The 15,378-nt window shown below is 57.6% G+C and carries 6 protein-coding genes; 1 reads left to right on the top strand and 5 read right to left on the bottom strand.

Annotated elements, in window-relative coordinates; translation table 11 throughout:
- Window positions 1-16: 16 nt before the first annotated feature.
- The 5 genes from CAL24_RS19255 to mads1 are packed head-to-tail and all read right to left on the bottom strand — an operon-like array spanning window position 17 to window position 11,984.
- Entirely contained in the window at window positions 17-4,285 is a 4,269-nt protein-coding gene (locus CAL24_RS19255) for a DEAD/DEAH box helicase (protein ID WP_141218100.1), read from the bottom strand.
- 26 nt (window positions 4,286-4,311) lie between these two features.
- Window positions 4,312-7,008 carry a TnsA endonuclease N-terminal domain-containing protein gene (locus tag CAL24_RS19250; protein ID WP_094807623.1) on the bottom strand — a complete coding sequence of 899 codons (2,697 nt, stop codon included), beginning with the start codon at window positions 7,006-7,008 and terminating at the stop codon, window positions 4,312-4,314.
- Window positions 6,998-8,854 carry a site-specific DNA-methyltransferase gene (locus CAL24_RS19245; protein ID WP_094807622.1) on the bottom strand — a complete coding sequence of 619 codons (1,857 nt, stop codon included), beginning with the start codon at window positions 8,852-8,854 and terminating at the stop codon, window positions 6,998-7,000. The genes CAL24_RS19250 and CAL24_RS19245 overlap by 11 nt, the downstream gene beginning before the upstream one ends.
- Window positions 8,851-11,775, bottom strand: a complete 2,925-nt coding sequence (locus tag CAL24_RS19240) for an ATP-dependent helicase (RefSeq protein WP_094807621.1) — start codon at window positions 11,773-11,775, stop codon at window positions 8,851-8,853. The genes CAL24_RS19245 and CAL24_RS19240 overlap by 4 nt, the downstream gene beginning before the upstream one ends.
- Window positions 11,772-11,984: a methylation-associated defense system helix-turn-helix domain-containing protein MAD1 gene (gene mads1 / locus CAL24_RS19235; protein WP_094807850.1), complete on the bottom strand. Its 213-nt coding sequence runs from the start codon at window positions 11,982-11,984 to the stop codon at window positions 11,772-11,774. The genes CAL24_RS19240 and mads1 overlap by 4 nt, the downstream gene beginning before the upstream one ends.
- Window positions 11,985-12,108: 124 nt before the next feature.
- Here mads1 and CAL24_RS24445 point away from each other — a divergent pair, with 124 nt between their 5' ends.
- Complete coding sequence (locus CAL24_RS24445) at window positions 12,109-15,324, top strand: DUF3883 domain-containing protein (RefSeq protein WP_170947128.1); 3,216 nt, start codon at window positions 12,109-12,111, stop codon at window positions 15,322-15,324.
- The last annotated feature ends 54 nt before the right edge of the window (window positions 15,325-15,378 follow it).

Genomic DNA, 15,378 nt, shown 5'->3' with positions numbered 1-15,378 from the left:
GTAATGCAGCGAGAAATCATTGATGCCAACGCACCTCAACATCTCGCGTCGCGCCACCAGAAAAGCTCACCGAATGCATTTGGCGTTGATTGCAAAAGGTTTCAAGGTACGACTTGATCGCCTTGGCGGTCTTTACTGTCCTTTTCTCCGATGGCAAGTGGTATGCGAGCGATTTGGGGAGAATCACGATGCACTTTGCTTCTGCTCGCGAAACTGAAACGTTTATGCGTTCCAATTGAAGTAGAAAGAATTCCTCGCCTTCAATAATGTCGACGTCGCCAACGCCAAAGGATACGATGATGGTCTGGCGTTGCCCGCCTTGAAATTTTTCGACCGTATCAATCGCGTTCGCCATCTCGTCGCGGCTGACAGTAGGAAATAAATTCATTAGCTCATTGAGAATGAGCGCTCGCTGAGCCTTGTGCGGTGTAACGACTCCAACTACCCGCTCGAACAGTTCATGCTCCGTGGGTGCTTGATGGGTTTTCCCGGCCGTCAGTGGCTCAAGTTCGACAGACATTGCGCGGTACAGTCCCCACACCAGAGCGGCAACCATTTTGGCCTCCTCCGGATTTGCTTGTGATGCAGTTTCGTCCTCGTGAATGAGAGTGCAAACTGCCTTATCGGGATCAAGCAATTGTTCCCACGCAGTCGAAGAAGGCAGCGATGTGGGCAATGAGGTCAAAGCAGCTGCTCGCGGCATTATCTCCTTCAATTTCAGATTCGGGCGAGCAGCTTGCAGCTTTGGGGGGTAACCTAGTGTGAGAGCGTAGTCAACTATGCATTGATTTGAGCGATAGTTCTCCAGCAGCTCAAGCTGTGCAAGTTTGAATCGTTCCTTGAGATAGGCATGAATACTCCCAACGAGATATTCCGATCCAATCGGAGGATCAAGGCTAGCTATTGGAGGCATCTGCAGCGGGTCACCCGCAACTACAAGCTGACTTTCGGCCTTTAGTGTCGATATAGGTAACAAAGACAGAGTAATAGGAACTTGGGAACTCTCATCAATTACGACCATGTCGAAGACTGGCGCCAAAACGTCGTGAGAGTTTGCGAGAGCCGCCACCTTCTTAGCTGCATGCGCCGATGTGGCGACCAGTGTAATAACATTGTTTGCCTTTAGGCTTGTACTCAGATCACTATAGCCAGCGGCAGAAGATTGCAGCGAGACATTCTGACCATTGATATGTGGCGGTAGCCTTGGCGAAGGCGGCAGTTCGCGTGATTTTGAATAGGCGCGAAAGAAATCGCAGATCGCTGAAGGATCTTTGGCCAACAGTTCAAGTAGGCGATCCGCTAATACTTCTACAGCACGGTAATTTGGCCCAGTAACGAGAATTTTTACCCCTTTTCCGAGAGAAATTGCCTCGCGAACAACCGCGTGAAGCAGCGCTGCTAGGGTATCCGTTTTACCGGTACCTGGTGGCCCCCAAATGAGACTGAGGCACGTTTTGGCAGCTCCCTCTATGGCACTTACTTGGCTTGGGTTTAATGGCTTCAATGCAATTTTGCAGGCATCGGCAGCGAGAGTCTTTGCCGCTGCAATCGGACGGTATGCCGCCTTTGAAAGAGTCGGCGCATCCCATAGAACGCGAGAAGCGGTTGTTGGTGCGTCAGCTCCTGGCTTGATAGTCTTGCCTAGCTTGCCAAGTGCACGAATCGCGTTCGGATCTGGCTTGGCGTGCTTTGGATCACCGATTGCATCGAGAACTTCCTTTATTTCTTCCGTTCCGTCCCAAGGTGCACCTTTGACAAGATAGAGTTGCTCGGTGGCAATATTGACGACTTTGGGATTGATTGCCGCATTGAAAGCTGATGCAGCACCGGTATAGGCGGGAGCAATTTCCACCTCAGCCTCGCCCGCTGCACGATCAAACACCAATAGCGATGCTTTGATAATTTTGTGCATCGCAGGGCGCAACTCTTGTGGCTGCAGTAAAGGGTCAATGGATGTCAGATTAAGAGAATATCCGTTCTCAAGAGGAAAGCCTGGGCGGCTAACAACGCCGATGGTGAGGAAGCGGTCAGGGGCATCGAATTTTGCTTCGAGAGAGTCACTGCTCACCTTGAATCGATAGCGATTACCTCCAAGGTTCGCCAGCATATTAGTCAGAACAATAGCTTCGTATCTTGCCTCAAGTTCTTCATGTGACGCACCCAGAGCGGCTCCGGCTTCTGTCGATGCCGTGGCGTGTTCCAATAAGCTCCATTGAGCCCACAACTGAGAATCGAAAGCGAGTCCTTTCTTGGTGCCGATACCAGATAACTCGAGTCGTTTGGCTTTGCCCTTAAGCGCCGATCTGAAATCTTGATCAAGCTTTGCAACAATTGAATTGAGACTGTAGGCGAGTACCTTCAAGTGGCTGCAATATCGGTCCACCGCCTTTGATAGTGGTAGAGAGTGAGATTTGCCCCATTGGACTACGCCAGATGTATTTGTCCAAATTTCGAATGTACGCTCACGTGGAATCCCGTTTGACAAGGGCTCAGAGTAAAAGGTATCCACACCAGAGATAGGCGGCAGTTTAGGATGGTGGTACACAGCAACCGTTGCCAGCAATGTGTAGACATGGGCAACAGGTAGGTTCATCGCCCGTTCGACAATATCTTGCACAAAGACAATGGCAGGGGAAATCGCACCGTCGTCTCTTTCGAGAAGATCATCTGACGGAAACAGCCAGGCAAGAGCTCGCTGTTTACTGTCGGGCAAAGACAGGATTCGCGGAAGATGTCGTCCGAAGGCTTTGCAAAGTTCTTCGTACTGTCGGTATTCCCAAAAATAGACCTGCGCGTATGGTAACTTTGGCTTCGCATTTCCAGGATCTAAATGCTTGGCGGCTTGCACTGCGCTGTCGACCAAATCATCAATGAATTGTTTTAGAACGATCCATTCTGCGTCGTCGGTGTTGCGCTCCACCATGTACGCCACATATTTAAGATGCTTTAGGGCCGCCGCATGTCCGTAGGGTGGAAGAACATCCGCACGAAGGCCAATGCCAGTTAACCTCCCAGCAGAGGAATCAAAAGTGACAGCAGCACATGCTCGGAGCTCCACCCCTTTTGCGAGCGAAGTAACCTTGGAAGTTAATCCCGGACTGCTTGTGTTGGTAATTAGAGATCCCGCCTTACCCGAAAGACCGTTCCTATGCTTTTTGAGAAACGAGTGCCGAGATAGAATCGGGTCAGTGGCGGGTAATGCTTGGAGTGAAGCAATGTCCTTTGTGCCATTTGCTTCAAGAACCTTTCTCGCGCCTCGAGATAAATTCGCGATTTGACTCAGATGCCCGCAAGCCTTGGTAGAAGGCACACAGTAATGATTGGGGTTGGCGTCATAAAAAGCCTGATCAACTGGCGATAACCAATCGCGATTTCCAAGCCAATCACATGCATTGCAGCGGCTGCCAACGTGGATATCAACCGCTTGCCACCCGAGTGTGTCGCCACGCGACACAACACGCGGCACATCTTGAGCAAAGAACTTCTTTACGCTTGGTACAAACTGAAGGAAATCGACGGCTTCGCGTTCGAGATCCTTTCGCAGGGCCGCGATAAGCGCGGGTTTTGGCGTGGTCGGAGCTGCCTTGAACAGCCCTTCAAACTCCGCGAGGAACGGTGTCGTCCAGAGGTATATTTTTTCGGAAATGTAGTACTTGCCTGTCAATCCGTGATGGACAAGCCAGTTCGCAAGAACCACAGCATAAAGACAGACTTCAGCAGCGTAGCTAGCGTTGCCTTCCGTGACATTCTTCAGGTCGATTACCGATAGCGCTTGCCTCGACTCTGTGGAATCGATGCGTTTCCGACTTCCGTTTGGCAGCACCTCCCAGTCACCCACCACTGGTTGATCCACCAGAATAAGGTCGGGACGCATCCCTGCTATTACAGGGATGGAGGCTTGATCTGCCGACGAGACACCAAGATTGTTCAGCAGATTTGTCCGGAATGCCTCCGGCTCAATTGCGGGTTGAATGCACAAAGTTGGAGAGGTAATGGTAGGTAGCTCTACTAAGAGGTCAATATCGTTAAAACTTGGCGCGTGACGGACATGCCCGCTTAATCTGGCCACAAGCATCTGAAATTGAGCATTCTCAAATGCGTTTCCGGCACCGGTTACTAGCTGCACGTTTGGTCTAGATTTCAGCGGTGCGGGCAATCCCGCCGCGGCCATATCCTGTGCGCTCACGTTAAACAACGATAAGTACAGCTCTTTGTCGCACTGCGTACGCAGATATAGCGAGAGTTTGGACTTCGAGAGTTTCTTTTGGGGCAATGAAGTCGCCATTATTGGTTCCCTGAGTAACGTGTTCTTTAGAGCAACACTCTAAAGTGTCGCTTGTCCGCATCGGACGACTTGAGGATTCGGTACTCCATTCCGCTTGCCACCGCGATCTGCTGGGCGAAGTCCTTCTTGGCCTGCACCACGGCATCTTCGATTTGGTTGTCGGCCTTTACCTCGACGATCACGTACTTCAGGCTGCCATCCGGCTCTTCGCGCTGGAAGATGAAGTCGGGGTAGTAGCTGCGAACAGTGCGCGAATCCGGGTCGATGTACTGGATGAAGAAGTCAGACTGGCCGTGAGTCAGCATCCCGGTGAAGTAGATTTTCTTCACCCGCTGCTCGCGGAGCAGATCCCAGAACAGCCAGTTTTCCGAGCCGGAGTCGAAGCAGTAGGTGTCGAGGTGGAAGCTCTTGGCGCGCTCGTCGTCCTTGATCTGCGGGTCGTGCATCCGGACGATCTTGTCCTTGGCTGCCGTCACCTCGTAGTAGCCGTTCGGGGGCATCTTGATCAACTCGACCTCGTGCTCCTCGGTTTGCTGTGATTCGTCTAGGTCGTAGAGCTGGCGGAAAAGGCGCGGGATGATCTCGTCATACAGCAGTTCGTTGAACTCATTGGTCACAGCTACCAGTTCGCCAAGACCCTCTTTGGTCGACTCAAGGATTTGTTCAATCTCCAGCGGTGGGCGGTTCAGGTAGCGCGAGATCTCCGCCACAAGCGTCAATGGGGAGAACTGCCGCTTCGTACGCCGTTGGGTATGTTCTACGGTCCAAATCTTGGCCTGATCAGCGATGAGTCCTTCCTGAACCGTGGAGATCAGTCGGTACTTCTCGACTAGGTCTGACCACCCCACTGGATCAAAACGATTGATTCCCAGCGAAAGTCCGGCATTGATCTGCTTCTCCCGTACCTGGTACTGCTTGCGCACGCGCACCAGCTTGATCTTGACCGGTGGCTCGACCACGCGCACTTCGACGCGCTCTTTGTCCTTGCCGGTCTTCTGCAGCTCGTCGGCGCTGATGCGGAAGTTCTGTTGCAGCTCGTCGTTCAGGGTGTTGAGGTTGTCGTCCGAGAGGAATACATGGCCGGTGTGCTGGGCCTGCCCGATGGCGCGCAGGCAGCGCATCGTGGCCTGCAGAACGAAGACCTTGGACTTGGGCTCGCGGAACAGCCCTACGCCGAAAAGCGACCGGCAGTTCCACCCTTCTCGGCCCTTGTTGACTAGCAGAATGAACTGCTTTTCCGACCCTTCGGTGTCCAGGCGGTTGAACTCGCGGATGTCGTCGTTGGTGGTGAGCTTGTCGTCGCCCACGTTGACCAGGATGCGCGAGGTCGGAATGCCGTGCTTGAGCAGCGCACGCTCCACCGCTGGGCGCAGTTCGCCGGTCAGCTCGTCGATGGTGGCTGCAAAGAAGGCCAGCTTGGGAAGCAGCCCTTCCGGTCGCAAGTCACCCGTTTCCTTCAGGAAGGTTTCGATGGCGATGTCGACAAACTCGTCGGTGCGGGTGTTGGCGTAGCCGTGCAGGGTCACCTTCTTGAGGAAGCCCTTGTCGATGGCCTCTTTGAGGCCATAGGCGTAGACCACCTCGGGCAGCACCTCGCGCCCCACGTAGGGCGTGCCGGTGTAGTTGTAGCAGGCCACCACCCGGGTGCCCGCCGCGTTCAGGCTGGCGGCCAGGATGTCGATGGTGGTGCGCAGGCTGGTGTCGGTTTCCTTGGCCCCGACGCCCATGTCCTTGGCCAGTGCCTTGCCGAAGGCGTGGTGGGCCTCGTCCACGTAGATGCCTAGCTGCTCCAGACGGCGCAGTTTCTCGAAGCGCTGGTTGGTGGTCAGCTCGCCTTCTTCTTCCGGCTGGTCGAAGTTGTAGAGGTCGGCGGCGTCGGCATAGACGCCGGTGGCGGCGAGGGTTTCGCCGGTCGCACCGAACAGCTTGTCGACGGAGGTCTTTTCCTTGTGCTGGCGCTTGAGGATGATCTTCTGCGTGTTGGAGACGATGATGTTGAAGCGCGAGCGATCCAGCGTGTCGAGTGAGGTGCCCGCCTCCTCGAGGTAGTGGAAGCGCAGGTGGGTGGTGAGGAAGTTGACGTACTCCGGCGGCACCACGCGGGTCAGGTCGAACGACTCGATCTCCTTCAGCGACTGCAGCACGGTCTTGTCCGGCGCGAACACCAGCGCGTTGTGGCAGTAGCGTGAATCCTTCTCGAACTTGTTGCCCAGCAGGAACTCGTAGAAGATGCAGGTGGCCATGAGGATGGTTTTGCCCGTCCCCATCGTCAGCGCGAAGATGTAGTTCGGGTAGGCGCGCGAGTTCTTGCGCATCTTCTCGAACAGCCGCTTGTACGAATCCAGTTCCAGCTCGTCAGATTCGTCGAAGGAGAACATCTCCTGCCCGGCTGTGCCGAGGAAGGAGCCGAACTTGCGGCCCTCGAACTTGCCGCTGCGCTCGTACCACGCCTTGAAGATCTCCTCGACCTTGGCGTTGTCGAGGAACTCCTTGAGAAAAACGTAGGTTTCCAGCGCCTCGAACTGCGGCTGGCGCAGGAAGGCCTTGGGGTTCTTTTCCGGGTTGTTGAAGTCGAGGAACTTGCGCGTTAGCTCTTTGTAGTGCGAGCGGATCGCCCCTCGGTTGTCTTGGTAGAACTGCCACAAAAAGCGAAAGAAGGCGAAGTCCAGCGACGCGCCGGACGAGCTGGCCTTGGCCGAGGTGGCTGTGCGTTTAGTCGCCATGGGCCACGCTCCCTTCCCAGGACTCCGACAGCAGGTCGGTGATCTTGACCCGGATGGTGCCTGCATCCTCCGGCACCTTGTACCTGCCCTTGACCAGCTCGTTCTTGCCCGGAATGTCCACCACCGCCGGTTGCAGCACCGCGCCGTCGTAGTTCCAGTCGATCAGCACCGACTCGACCAGCTCCTTCCAGTCCTCGACCGACTCCTTCTGCAAGGAGAGTTTTTGCAGCAGGTTCATCGGGTAGAAGCGCTCGATGACCAGCTCGCCGTTCTTCACCACGACCTTGGCCTCGGAGTCGCGCTTGAACTCCAGGTTGGCCTTGTCGCGCAGGATGTCCACCACCTCGACGTCGATCTTGAAGGGCTTTGCGGCCAGCTCCAGCTGCGCGGCCAAGTCCGGCTCGTGGCCCATGCAGACGAGGGTGATCTTCTCGACGGGGCGGTTCGGGCTCTCGTTCTGCTTGCGCTCCCAGGCCTTGTAGTCAAAGCCTGCGATGAGCTCGTTCAAGTCGGCGCGCGTGGCGATGCGGTTGACGGGCATGATCTTGACCATGCGTCCGTCCTTCTCACCATCGAACACGGTGCTGAATTCCAGCTTTTGGACTTCCAGCGCCTCCAGCAGCAGCTCCCTGGCCTGCACCGGGTTGCGGAAGATGTCGTAGTGGTTGACGTTGTAGACCTCAAAGCCGGTGTAGTACTTGGTATCTTGGTCAAGCGGCCTCTGGCGCAGTTCTTCGGCCACTTTGATCAGGCGCTTGGTGGTCGTCTGGATCGCACCCAAATTAATGTCAGCACCAATGAAGCGGCGTCCGAGCTTCATTGCCGCTGCTTGAGCGGTTCCTGATCCCATGAAGCAATCAAAGACGATGCCCCCAGGATTGGAGCTGGCAAGGAGAATTCGCTCCAAGAGTTCTTCTGGCTTCTGCGTTGGATAACCAGTCCGCTCTTTTGCTGCTTGATTCACCGGATTAATGTTCCACCAGTCCAATGGGAGGCTACCCTCCTTGAGGTAATGCCTGAAGACAAGTTCAGGATTGGTTTTTTCCCATTCAGGACTTACATCTCGATGCCACTGGATAGGGCTTCCTGCTACATTTTTCCCAAATAGCCTATAGCGCCCATTTTCATCCTCGTAACGGTACTTTTTTATGTTTTCTTCAGTGTGTGGCCGAAGCACAGCTTCATAGTTGAATGTCCACTCTTCTGACTTCTTGAAGAACAGAATCGTGTCGTGTTTTGTGTTCCAGTATTTTTTGCTGTTTGCGGCATCTGAATAGCACCAAATGATATCGTTTAAGAAGTGCTCTTGACCGAACACTTCTTCCATGATGCAGCGGAGATGATGCGATTTGTGGGAGTCACAGTGGACATAGATGCTCCCGGTCTTGGAGAGCAGCTCACGCATCAAAACTAGACGCTCGAACATGAACTGCAGATATTCATCGTTCGACCACAAGTCCGTGTATTGCTTCTCTTCGAAAACTGGCTGATCCGTAGTCGTAGACTTCCCACCAAGTTGCACCTTCTTTTTGTAGTCAGCCCCGGAATCAAACGGTGGATCGATGTAAATCAGATCAACCTTGCCCCGAAACTCCTTCAACAGGTGGCTCATCACCTGAAGGTTGTCGCCCCAGAAAATCTTGTTGCGCCAGCCGTCCACCTCCTCGCCGTGGACCTCCTTCAACTGCGCCGGGTAGTACTGCGTCGAGGTGAACGGGCGCTTGCCGCGCCAGTTGAGCATCGGGTAGCCCTTGATCGGCTCGAACTCGTACTTGTCGACGTTGGTGGTGCCACCATCGGGCGTGGCCAGTTGCAGGGACTCCTGCGCAGGGGTGTTCTTGCTCATTGGTCGTTTTTCCTGAATTTCCAGTTCTTGTTGTCGCAGTAGGCGCGCATGTCGCAGCTCTGGCACAGCTTGGCCGGGCGTGCGGCCATGCGATAGTCCTGCCGCTCGATGCGCGCCACGATGTCGTCAAAGCGCGCGATGGTTTTGCCGATGGCGCGGTCGTCCTTGGTGAAGGAGACGTAAGGGTTCCCGCCGTCCTCGCCGGTGTAGTACAGATGCATCCGGCTGACCTTCTGGCCGGTGCGCTCTTCCACCAGGTGGGCGTACACCTCCAGCTGGTGCTGGTACTGGCGCAGCCGCTCCCGATCCTTCTCTATGTCGGGCTTCTTCTCCGACTTGAAGTCGATGATCTCGACCGTGTCGTTCTCGCCCCGGATCAGGTCGACGCTGCCCTTGAGGATGTACTGATCCTTGACCAGCGAAATCTCGACCTCGGCTTCCTTGATGCGATCCCAGTTGCCGTTCTCGCGCTCGTAGTAGCGCAGCACGTGCAGTAGCGCCGCCTGCTGTGAGGAGGGCGCGAGGTAGACGCGCTCTTTCTTGGAAAGCATCGCGTAGTTAGCCGAGAACCAGCCCCGGATGGCGTCCAGGGTGATGGTGTGCTCTTCGCCGCGCAGGACGGTCTTGTGGATGTCCTCGATGGTCTGGTGCACCAGAGTACCGAAGAGCATCGGGCTCTCGCGGATGGGCGCGAACTCCAGCTCCTTGAAAAAACGGTACTGCTCGGCGCAGTTCTCGAACACGGTGATGTGCGAGGTGAACGAGTACTCGCGCTTGAGGTTGATCTGCTTGACCGCCTCGAAGGTCAGCGCCGACAGGTCGATGTCGCGCCAGCTGGGCAGCTCGTAAAACAGTCGCTCAAAATACTTCGACGGCGACTTGCCCAGTCCTCGGCCATTGCGCTCCTGCGCAGCCAGTACCAGCAGGTTCTGCGCGCGCGAAAAGGCCGTGTAGAACAGCCGCCGGAAATCGAAGTGCTTGATGTGCTCCAGCGGCTCGAAGCGGGGTTTCGACAGGTAACCGCCATCTTCCAACAACTCGTCGAGCGCGGTGTGCTGCTTCCTTGGCACGGCCTCCAGCGAGCCGCACACCACCACCGGAAACTCCAGCCCCTTGGACTGGTGGATGGTGAGGAACGAGACACAGCCCTTGGGCGCGTACTCGGCCTCATCCTCGTACTCGCCGATACCGCCCTCCTGCAGGAAGCGCAGGAACTGGTTGAACAGGTCGCGGAGGTTCTTTTCCAGAAAATCCGGGTTGAGCACGCTGACAAAGTGCAGGTACTCGAACTTAGTGAGCAGCTTGGAGAAGGTGCCGAGGTTGCGCGCCGCGCGTCCCTTGTCCACGCCTTGCACTGCCTCTTCGGTGAGGAAGCGCGAGAACAGCGGGAACTGGAGCAGTTGGTAGAACAGGCCGGAGAAGGCGTAGTCGGTGTTCTGCGTCAGCACTACGTGGCGCTTGGCCAGCGGGCGCGCCCAATCCAGCAAAGGCTTGTTCTCCGGCTTGCGTAGCTCGTCCGTGAAGGGCTTGAAGCAAAGGTGGTCGTAGTAGTCCCAGATGTCCAGATGCACGCCTTCGGCCCACGCCCGCACCTTGGGGAACTGCGGGAACAGGAAGATCAGCGCGCCGATCATCAGGCGGATTTCCTCGCGCTCGAAGAACATGTTCGAGCGGGGGGAGAACACGGGTACGCCCCGCGCTTCGAGGAAGCGTGCGAGCGCCACCACCTTGTCGTTCTTCACCGAGCGGAACAGGAAGGCCACCTGGTTCCAGTCCGAAAGCTTGCCGGACGCATTCAGGCCGTTGAGGAAGGCCAGCACCTCAGCGTGCCAGTTGGTGGTGTCGCCGTTGTCGTCGCTGGCCGCCAGTCGCACCGCCGTGGGCATATCGGGAAAGTCGTCCTCGCGCGGGACGATCTGCTTGGCAAAGCGGAAGGTGCGCGTGCCGTCGTCCCAGGTCTGTTCGCGCATCCACTCGTTGTAGAAGCGGATGATGTCCGGGTGCGAGCGGTAGTTGACGGTCAGCTTGACCTGCTTGCACTGGCCGTCGTCGAACAGCGCGGGGAACTCCAGAATGTTGCGGATGGTGGCCCCGCGAAAGCGGTACAAGCCCTGGTCGTCGTCACCCACCACGCACAGATTGCGCCGCTCGCCGGCCAGCAACAGAAGGATGCGCTCCTGGATGGTGTTGGTGTCCTGGTACTCATCAACCATCAAGTACGAGAACTTCTCGCGCAGCTCCGCGAGGACTTCAGGCCGCTTCTCCAGGAGTTGCAAGGCCTCGTACTGGATGCCGGAGAAGTCCAGACAGTTGTGCTCGTGCAGCAATTCCTGGTACTTGGCAAAGCACGCCGCCAGCGCACGGATTTCTGGCTCTGGGGCCGCTGCCAACGCGGTGGGGTCGAGCGCCTCCTCGCTGACCTTGTTGACCCACTTGAGCAGGTTCTCCGACTGCGTCCAGCGGCCCGTCTGGTCGTCGCCCATGACAAGCTGGGCGTCGGGCAGCTCGCGGAAGTCCTTGATGTGCTGGTAGAGGAAGTACTGCTGGTCGAACTGGTCGAACAGCGTGAAGCTGCGCTTGAGGCGGGTGAATTCGCGGAAGTCCTCCAGCAGCCGCAGGCAGATGGAGTGGAATGTGCCCAGGTACATCTCGTTCAGGTTGAACTTGATACCCAGATCGCTCAGCCGATTGGAGATGCGGGTCGTCAGCTCGCGCGCGGCCTTGTCGGTGAAGGTGACGACGAAGAGCGACTCGGGCGCGACGCCCTTGTGGGTGATGAGATAGACGATGCGCTCGACCAGCGTGAATGTCTTCCCAGAGCCGGGGCCGGCGATGATCAGCACCGGGCCATCGGTGGCCAGGATGGCTTCGAGCTGCTGTGGGTTGGCCTTCGATTGGAGGGCGGCGGCGCTGCTGGTCATTCCACCCCCTCGCCATCATCCACCATCGCCTTGCCGATGCGGCTGGCGATCCACTGGTCCAGGTCGCCGCGCCGGAAGCGCCACGTCCCACCCAGCTTGAACGCCGGGAGTTTGCCGCTCGCCGCGAGGCGATAGACCGTGCGCTTGCCTGCCTTTAAGTAGGCGGCCACCTCGTCGATGGTGAGGATTTCGTCCGGCTGGTCGCTCATCAGCTCTCCCATGTCATCTGCGCTCCGCTTGGTTTACTGCCTCATATTGTCATAATATTCCACAACTGTGCAGACTTGAGCAAACTTGGCATCCAAATCGGTGCCTGACCCAGAGGGAGTGGCCGTGGCGTCGAACTACGAGGCGATTTGCGAGGAGAACCGGGAAAGCTACGGCACCAAAGGGGCTCAGAAGTCCGGCAAGCTGGCCGCTGGGCTTTACGACGACCGCACGCACTTCATCTTCGAACTGCTGCAAAACGCCGAGGACGCGCTGGGTCGACGTGGCGAGTGGCGCGGATCACGCAAAGTTGCGTTCACCCTGAACTCGACTCGCCTGATGCTGTCGCATTTCGGCAAGCCGTTCGACGAGGCCGACGTCCGTAGCGTCTGCGACATTGCCGAGAGCACCAAGAACGAGTCGTCTATCGGGCGCTTCGGCCTTGGCTTCAAGTCTGTCTACACCGTCACCGATCTTCCGGAGATTCACTCGGGCGACGAAGACTTCGCCATCGAGAACTACGTTTTCCCGAAGCGGTTGCCGCGTTCAGCGCGGGCAGCTGACGAGACCCAGATCATCCTTCCCCTGAAACCGGAAGACGCGAGCGCGGCGTCGGACATCACGGCGGGGTTTCGCCACTTGGGCCCGGGCGCGCTGCTGTTCCTGCGTCACATCGACGAAATCAACTGGAGCGTCGAGGGTGGCGCGTCCGGGTTCTATCTGCGCAACACCCCCGAATCGCTCGGCCCCAATGTCCATCGCATCACGGTGATCGGCCAAGAGAGTGGGCAACCCGAGGTCGATCAGAACTGGCTGGTGTTCCACCGTGACGTGTTTTCTGCCGCAGGGCACAAGGTTGGACGGGTAGAAATTGCCTTCTCGCTGGTTGCGGTCAAGGACGCCCCAGGTCGCTGGGCTGTGCAGCCGCTGGCCAAGTCGCCGCTGGTGGTTTTCTTCCCAACGGTAGTTGAGAGCCACCTTGGCTTTCTCGTGCAGGGGCCGTATCGCACCACGCCAAGCCGCGACAACATCCCGCCCGGTGACCCGTGGAACCAGCATCTGGTCAAGGAGACCTCCAGCCTGCTGGTGGAAGCGATGCGCTGGATGCGAGACAACGCAATGCTGGATGTCGCGGCGCTGCGTTGCCTGCCGCTCGACCGCGAGAAATTCCCAAAGGAATCGCGGTTCGCGCCGATGTTTGATGCCGTCCGGCAGGCGTTTCAGGACGAGGAGCTGCTTCCGACCTTCGACGACGGTCATGTCACCGCCCATCAGGCCAAGCTGGCGCGAACGCAGGAGTTGCGCGAGCTGTTCAGCCCGGAACAGGTTGCGGCGCTGTTCGGTTCGGAGGTCGCCGCCTGGCTGTCCGGCGACATCACTCAGGACAAGGCACCCGAGATCCGCCAGTATCTGATGCGCGAACTCGACATCGACGAGATCACGCCGACAAAGCTGCTGCCGAGCCTGACCAAGGCGTTCCTTGAGGCGCAATCCGACGAGTGGGTGTTGCGGCTGTACGAATTCCTGAGCGGCCAGGAGAGGGCACTGCGTCGCCACCTGGACACTGTTCCGCTCATTCGCCTCGATGACGGTACGCACGTCGTTGCTCACGAGAACGGAAAGGCCAAGGCATTCCTGCCTAGCGCCATTGCCACCAGTTTCCCGACGATGCGCCGCACGGTGTGTGCGACACCCGAGGTGCGCTTATTCCTGAACTCGCTGGGCATCACCGAACCCGACCCGGTGGATGATGTCGTCTGGAACCTCCTGCCGAAGTACCAGCAGCAAGAGGTGGATGTGGGCGACGAGGATTACGCGGCCGATATCGAGCGTATCCGTGCTGCGTTCAACACCGACTCAACGGCGCAGAAGGAAAAGCTTCGATCAGCCCTGCGTGACACCACCTTTGTGATGGTGGTCGACACCGGCGATGGCAAAGGTTACGTCGCCAAGCCCGGGGAAATCTACATCGCCACCGACCGCCTGCAGCAGCTCTTCGCCGGTGTGCCCGGCATCTTGATCGTCGACAACGAATACGACTGCCTGCGCGGTGAAGACATCCGTGACCTGCTGGTGTCGTGCGGCGCAAGCCGCTACCTCATCCCGCAAGCAACACCGTCGGGACTGGGACATGCCGAGAAGGCGCAGATTCGCAGAGAAGCAGGACTTGAGCGTGCGAGCTGGGAAAGCCAGCCAGAGGACTTCACCCTTCGCGGGCTGACGCAGCTGCTGGAGTTCTTGCCCACGCTGAATCCCGAGGAGTCCGCAGCCAGAGTGAAGGTGCTGTGGGAGGCGTTGGCTGATCTGGAGGCGCGCGGGACTGCCGCCTTCTACGGTTCCTACAAGTGGGGCTACTCCCACGAGTCAAAGACCGCCCGATTCGACGCCGCCTTCGTCCGGACGCTCAATCAGGTCGCCTGGGTGCCGAATGCTCGCGGCGAGCTTGTGCCTTCGGGGCTCGTCGTGTTCGACACCCTCGGCTGGAAGCCCAACCCGTTCCTGCTGACCAAGATCACCTTCAAGCCGCCGATCATCGATCAGCTTGCCAAAGAGGCAGGTATCGATCCGGCGATTCTCGATCTGCTACGAAGAGACCCCGCTATCGTTGCCGAGCTGACGTCCCGACTGAGCGCGAATCCAACGCCAGAACCGGAGCCATCGCCAGCGCCCGAGCCGGAGGCCGATGAGCCGTCCGACGGCGACGTGTACGGCGACGCGAAAGATCTGTACGGCGATGACATGCCGGATATCCCGCCGGGCACCCCTGATCCGGACGGCGGTGACGGCGTGGGCACAGGTGCGGGAGGTGGTGGCCAAGGGCGCACTGGCACGGGGACTTCGCGCGGCGGCGGCCAGGTCAAGAGGACGCCCGGCCACGCAGGAGGGCGTCCATTCATTTCCTACGTCGGCACGCATCCCGATGATGATAGCCCCGATCCCGATGGCCTCGATCAGGCGGCACGGATGCAGATCGAGGAACGTGCAATCGACCTGATCATTGGTCTTGAACCGGGACTGCGCCGCACTCCGGAAGGTAACCCCGGTTTTGACCTATTCGAGACCGACAGTAGCGGCAGGCAGATTCGATGGGTCGAAGTGAAGTCGATGACGGGCACCCTGGAGGATCGCCCGGTAGGCCTTTCGCATACGCAGTTCGACCTTGCCCGCGAGCAAGGCGATGCGTACTGGTTGTATGTAGTCGAGAACGCTACCGATCCTGCAAAAGCTCGGGTGCTCAAAATCCAGAATCCAGCTGGTCTAGCACGAACCTTTACGTTCGATCACGGTTGGAGCCAAATCGCTGTCACAGATACTCTTTACTCAGTGGGCACTGGTAAGTGAATGCTGCCCTAGTTGACAACGGAGCCTGACAGATGAGTCTTTATGCAGGATATG

It is taken from the genome of Bordetella genomosp. 2, from assembly GCF_002261345.1.
Taxonomy (GTDB): Bacteria; Pseudomonadota; Gammaproteobacteria; order Burkholderiales; family Burkholderiaceae_B; genus Bordetella_A.
Note: the sequence above shows the minus strand (reverse complement) of the source record. Positions and strands in the feature narration are given on the sequence as shown.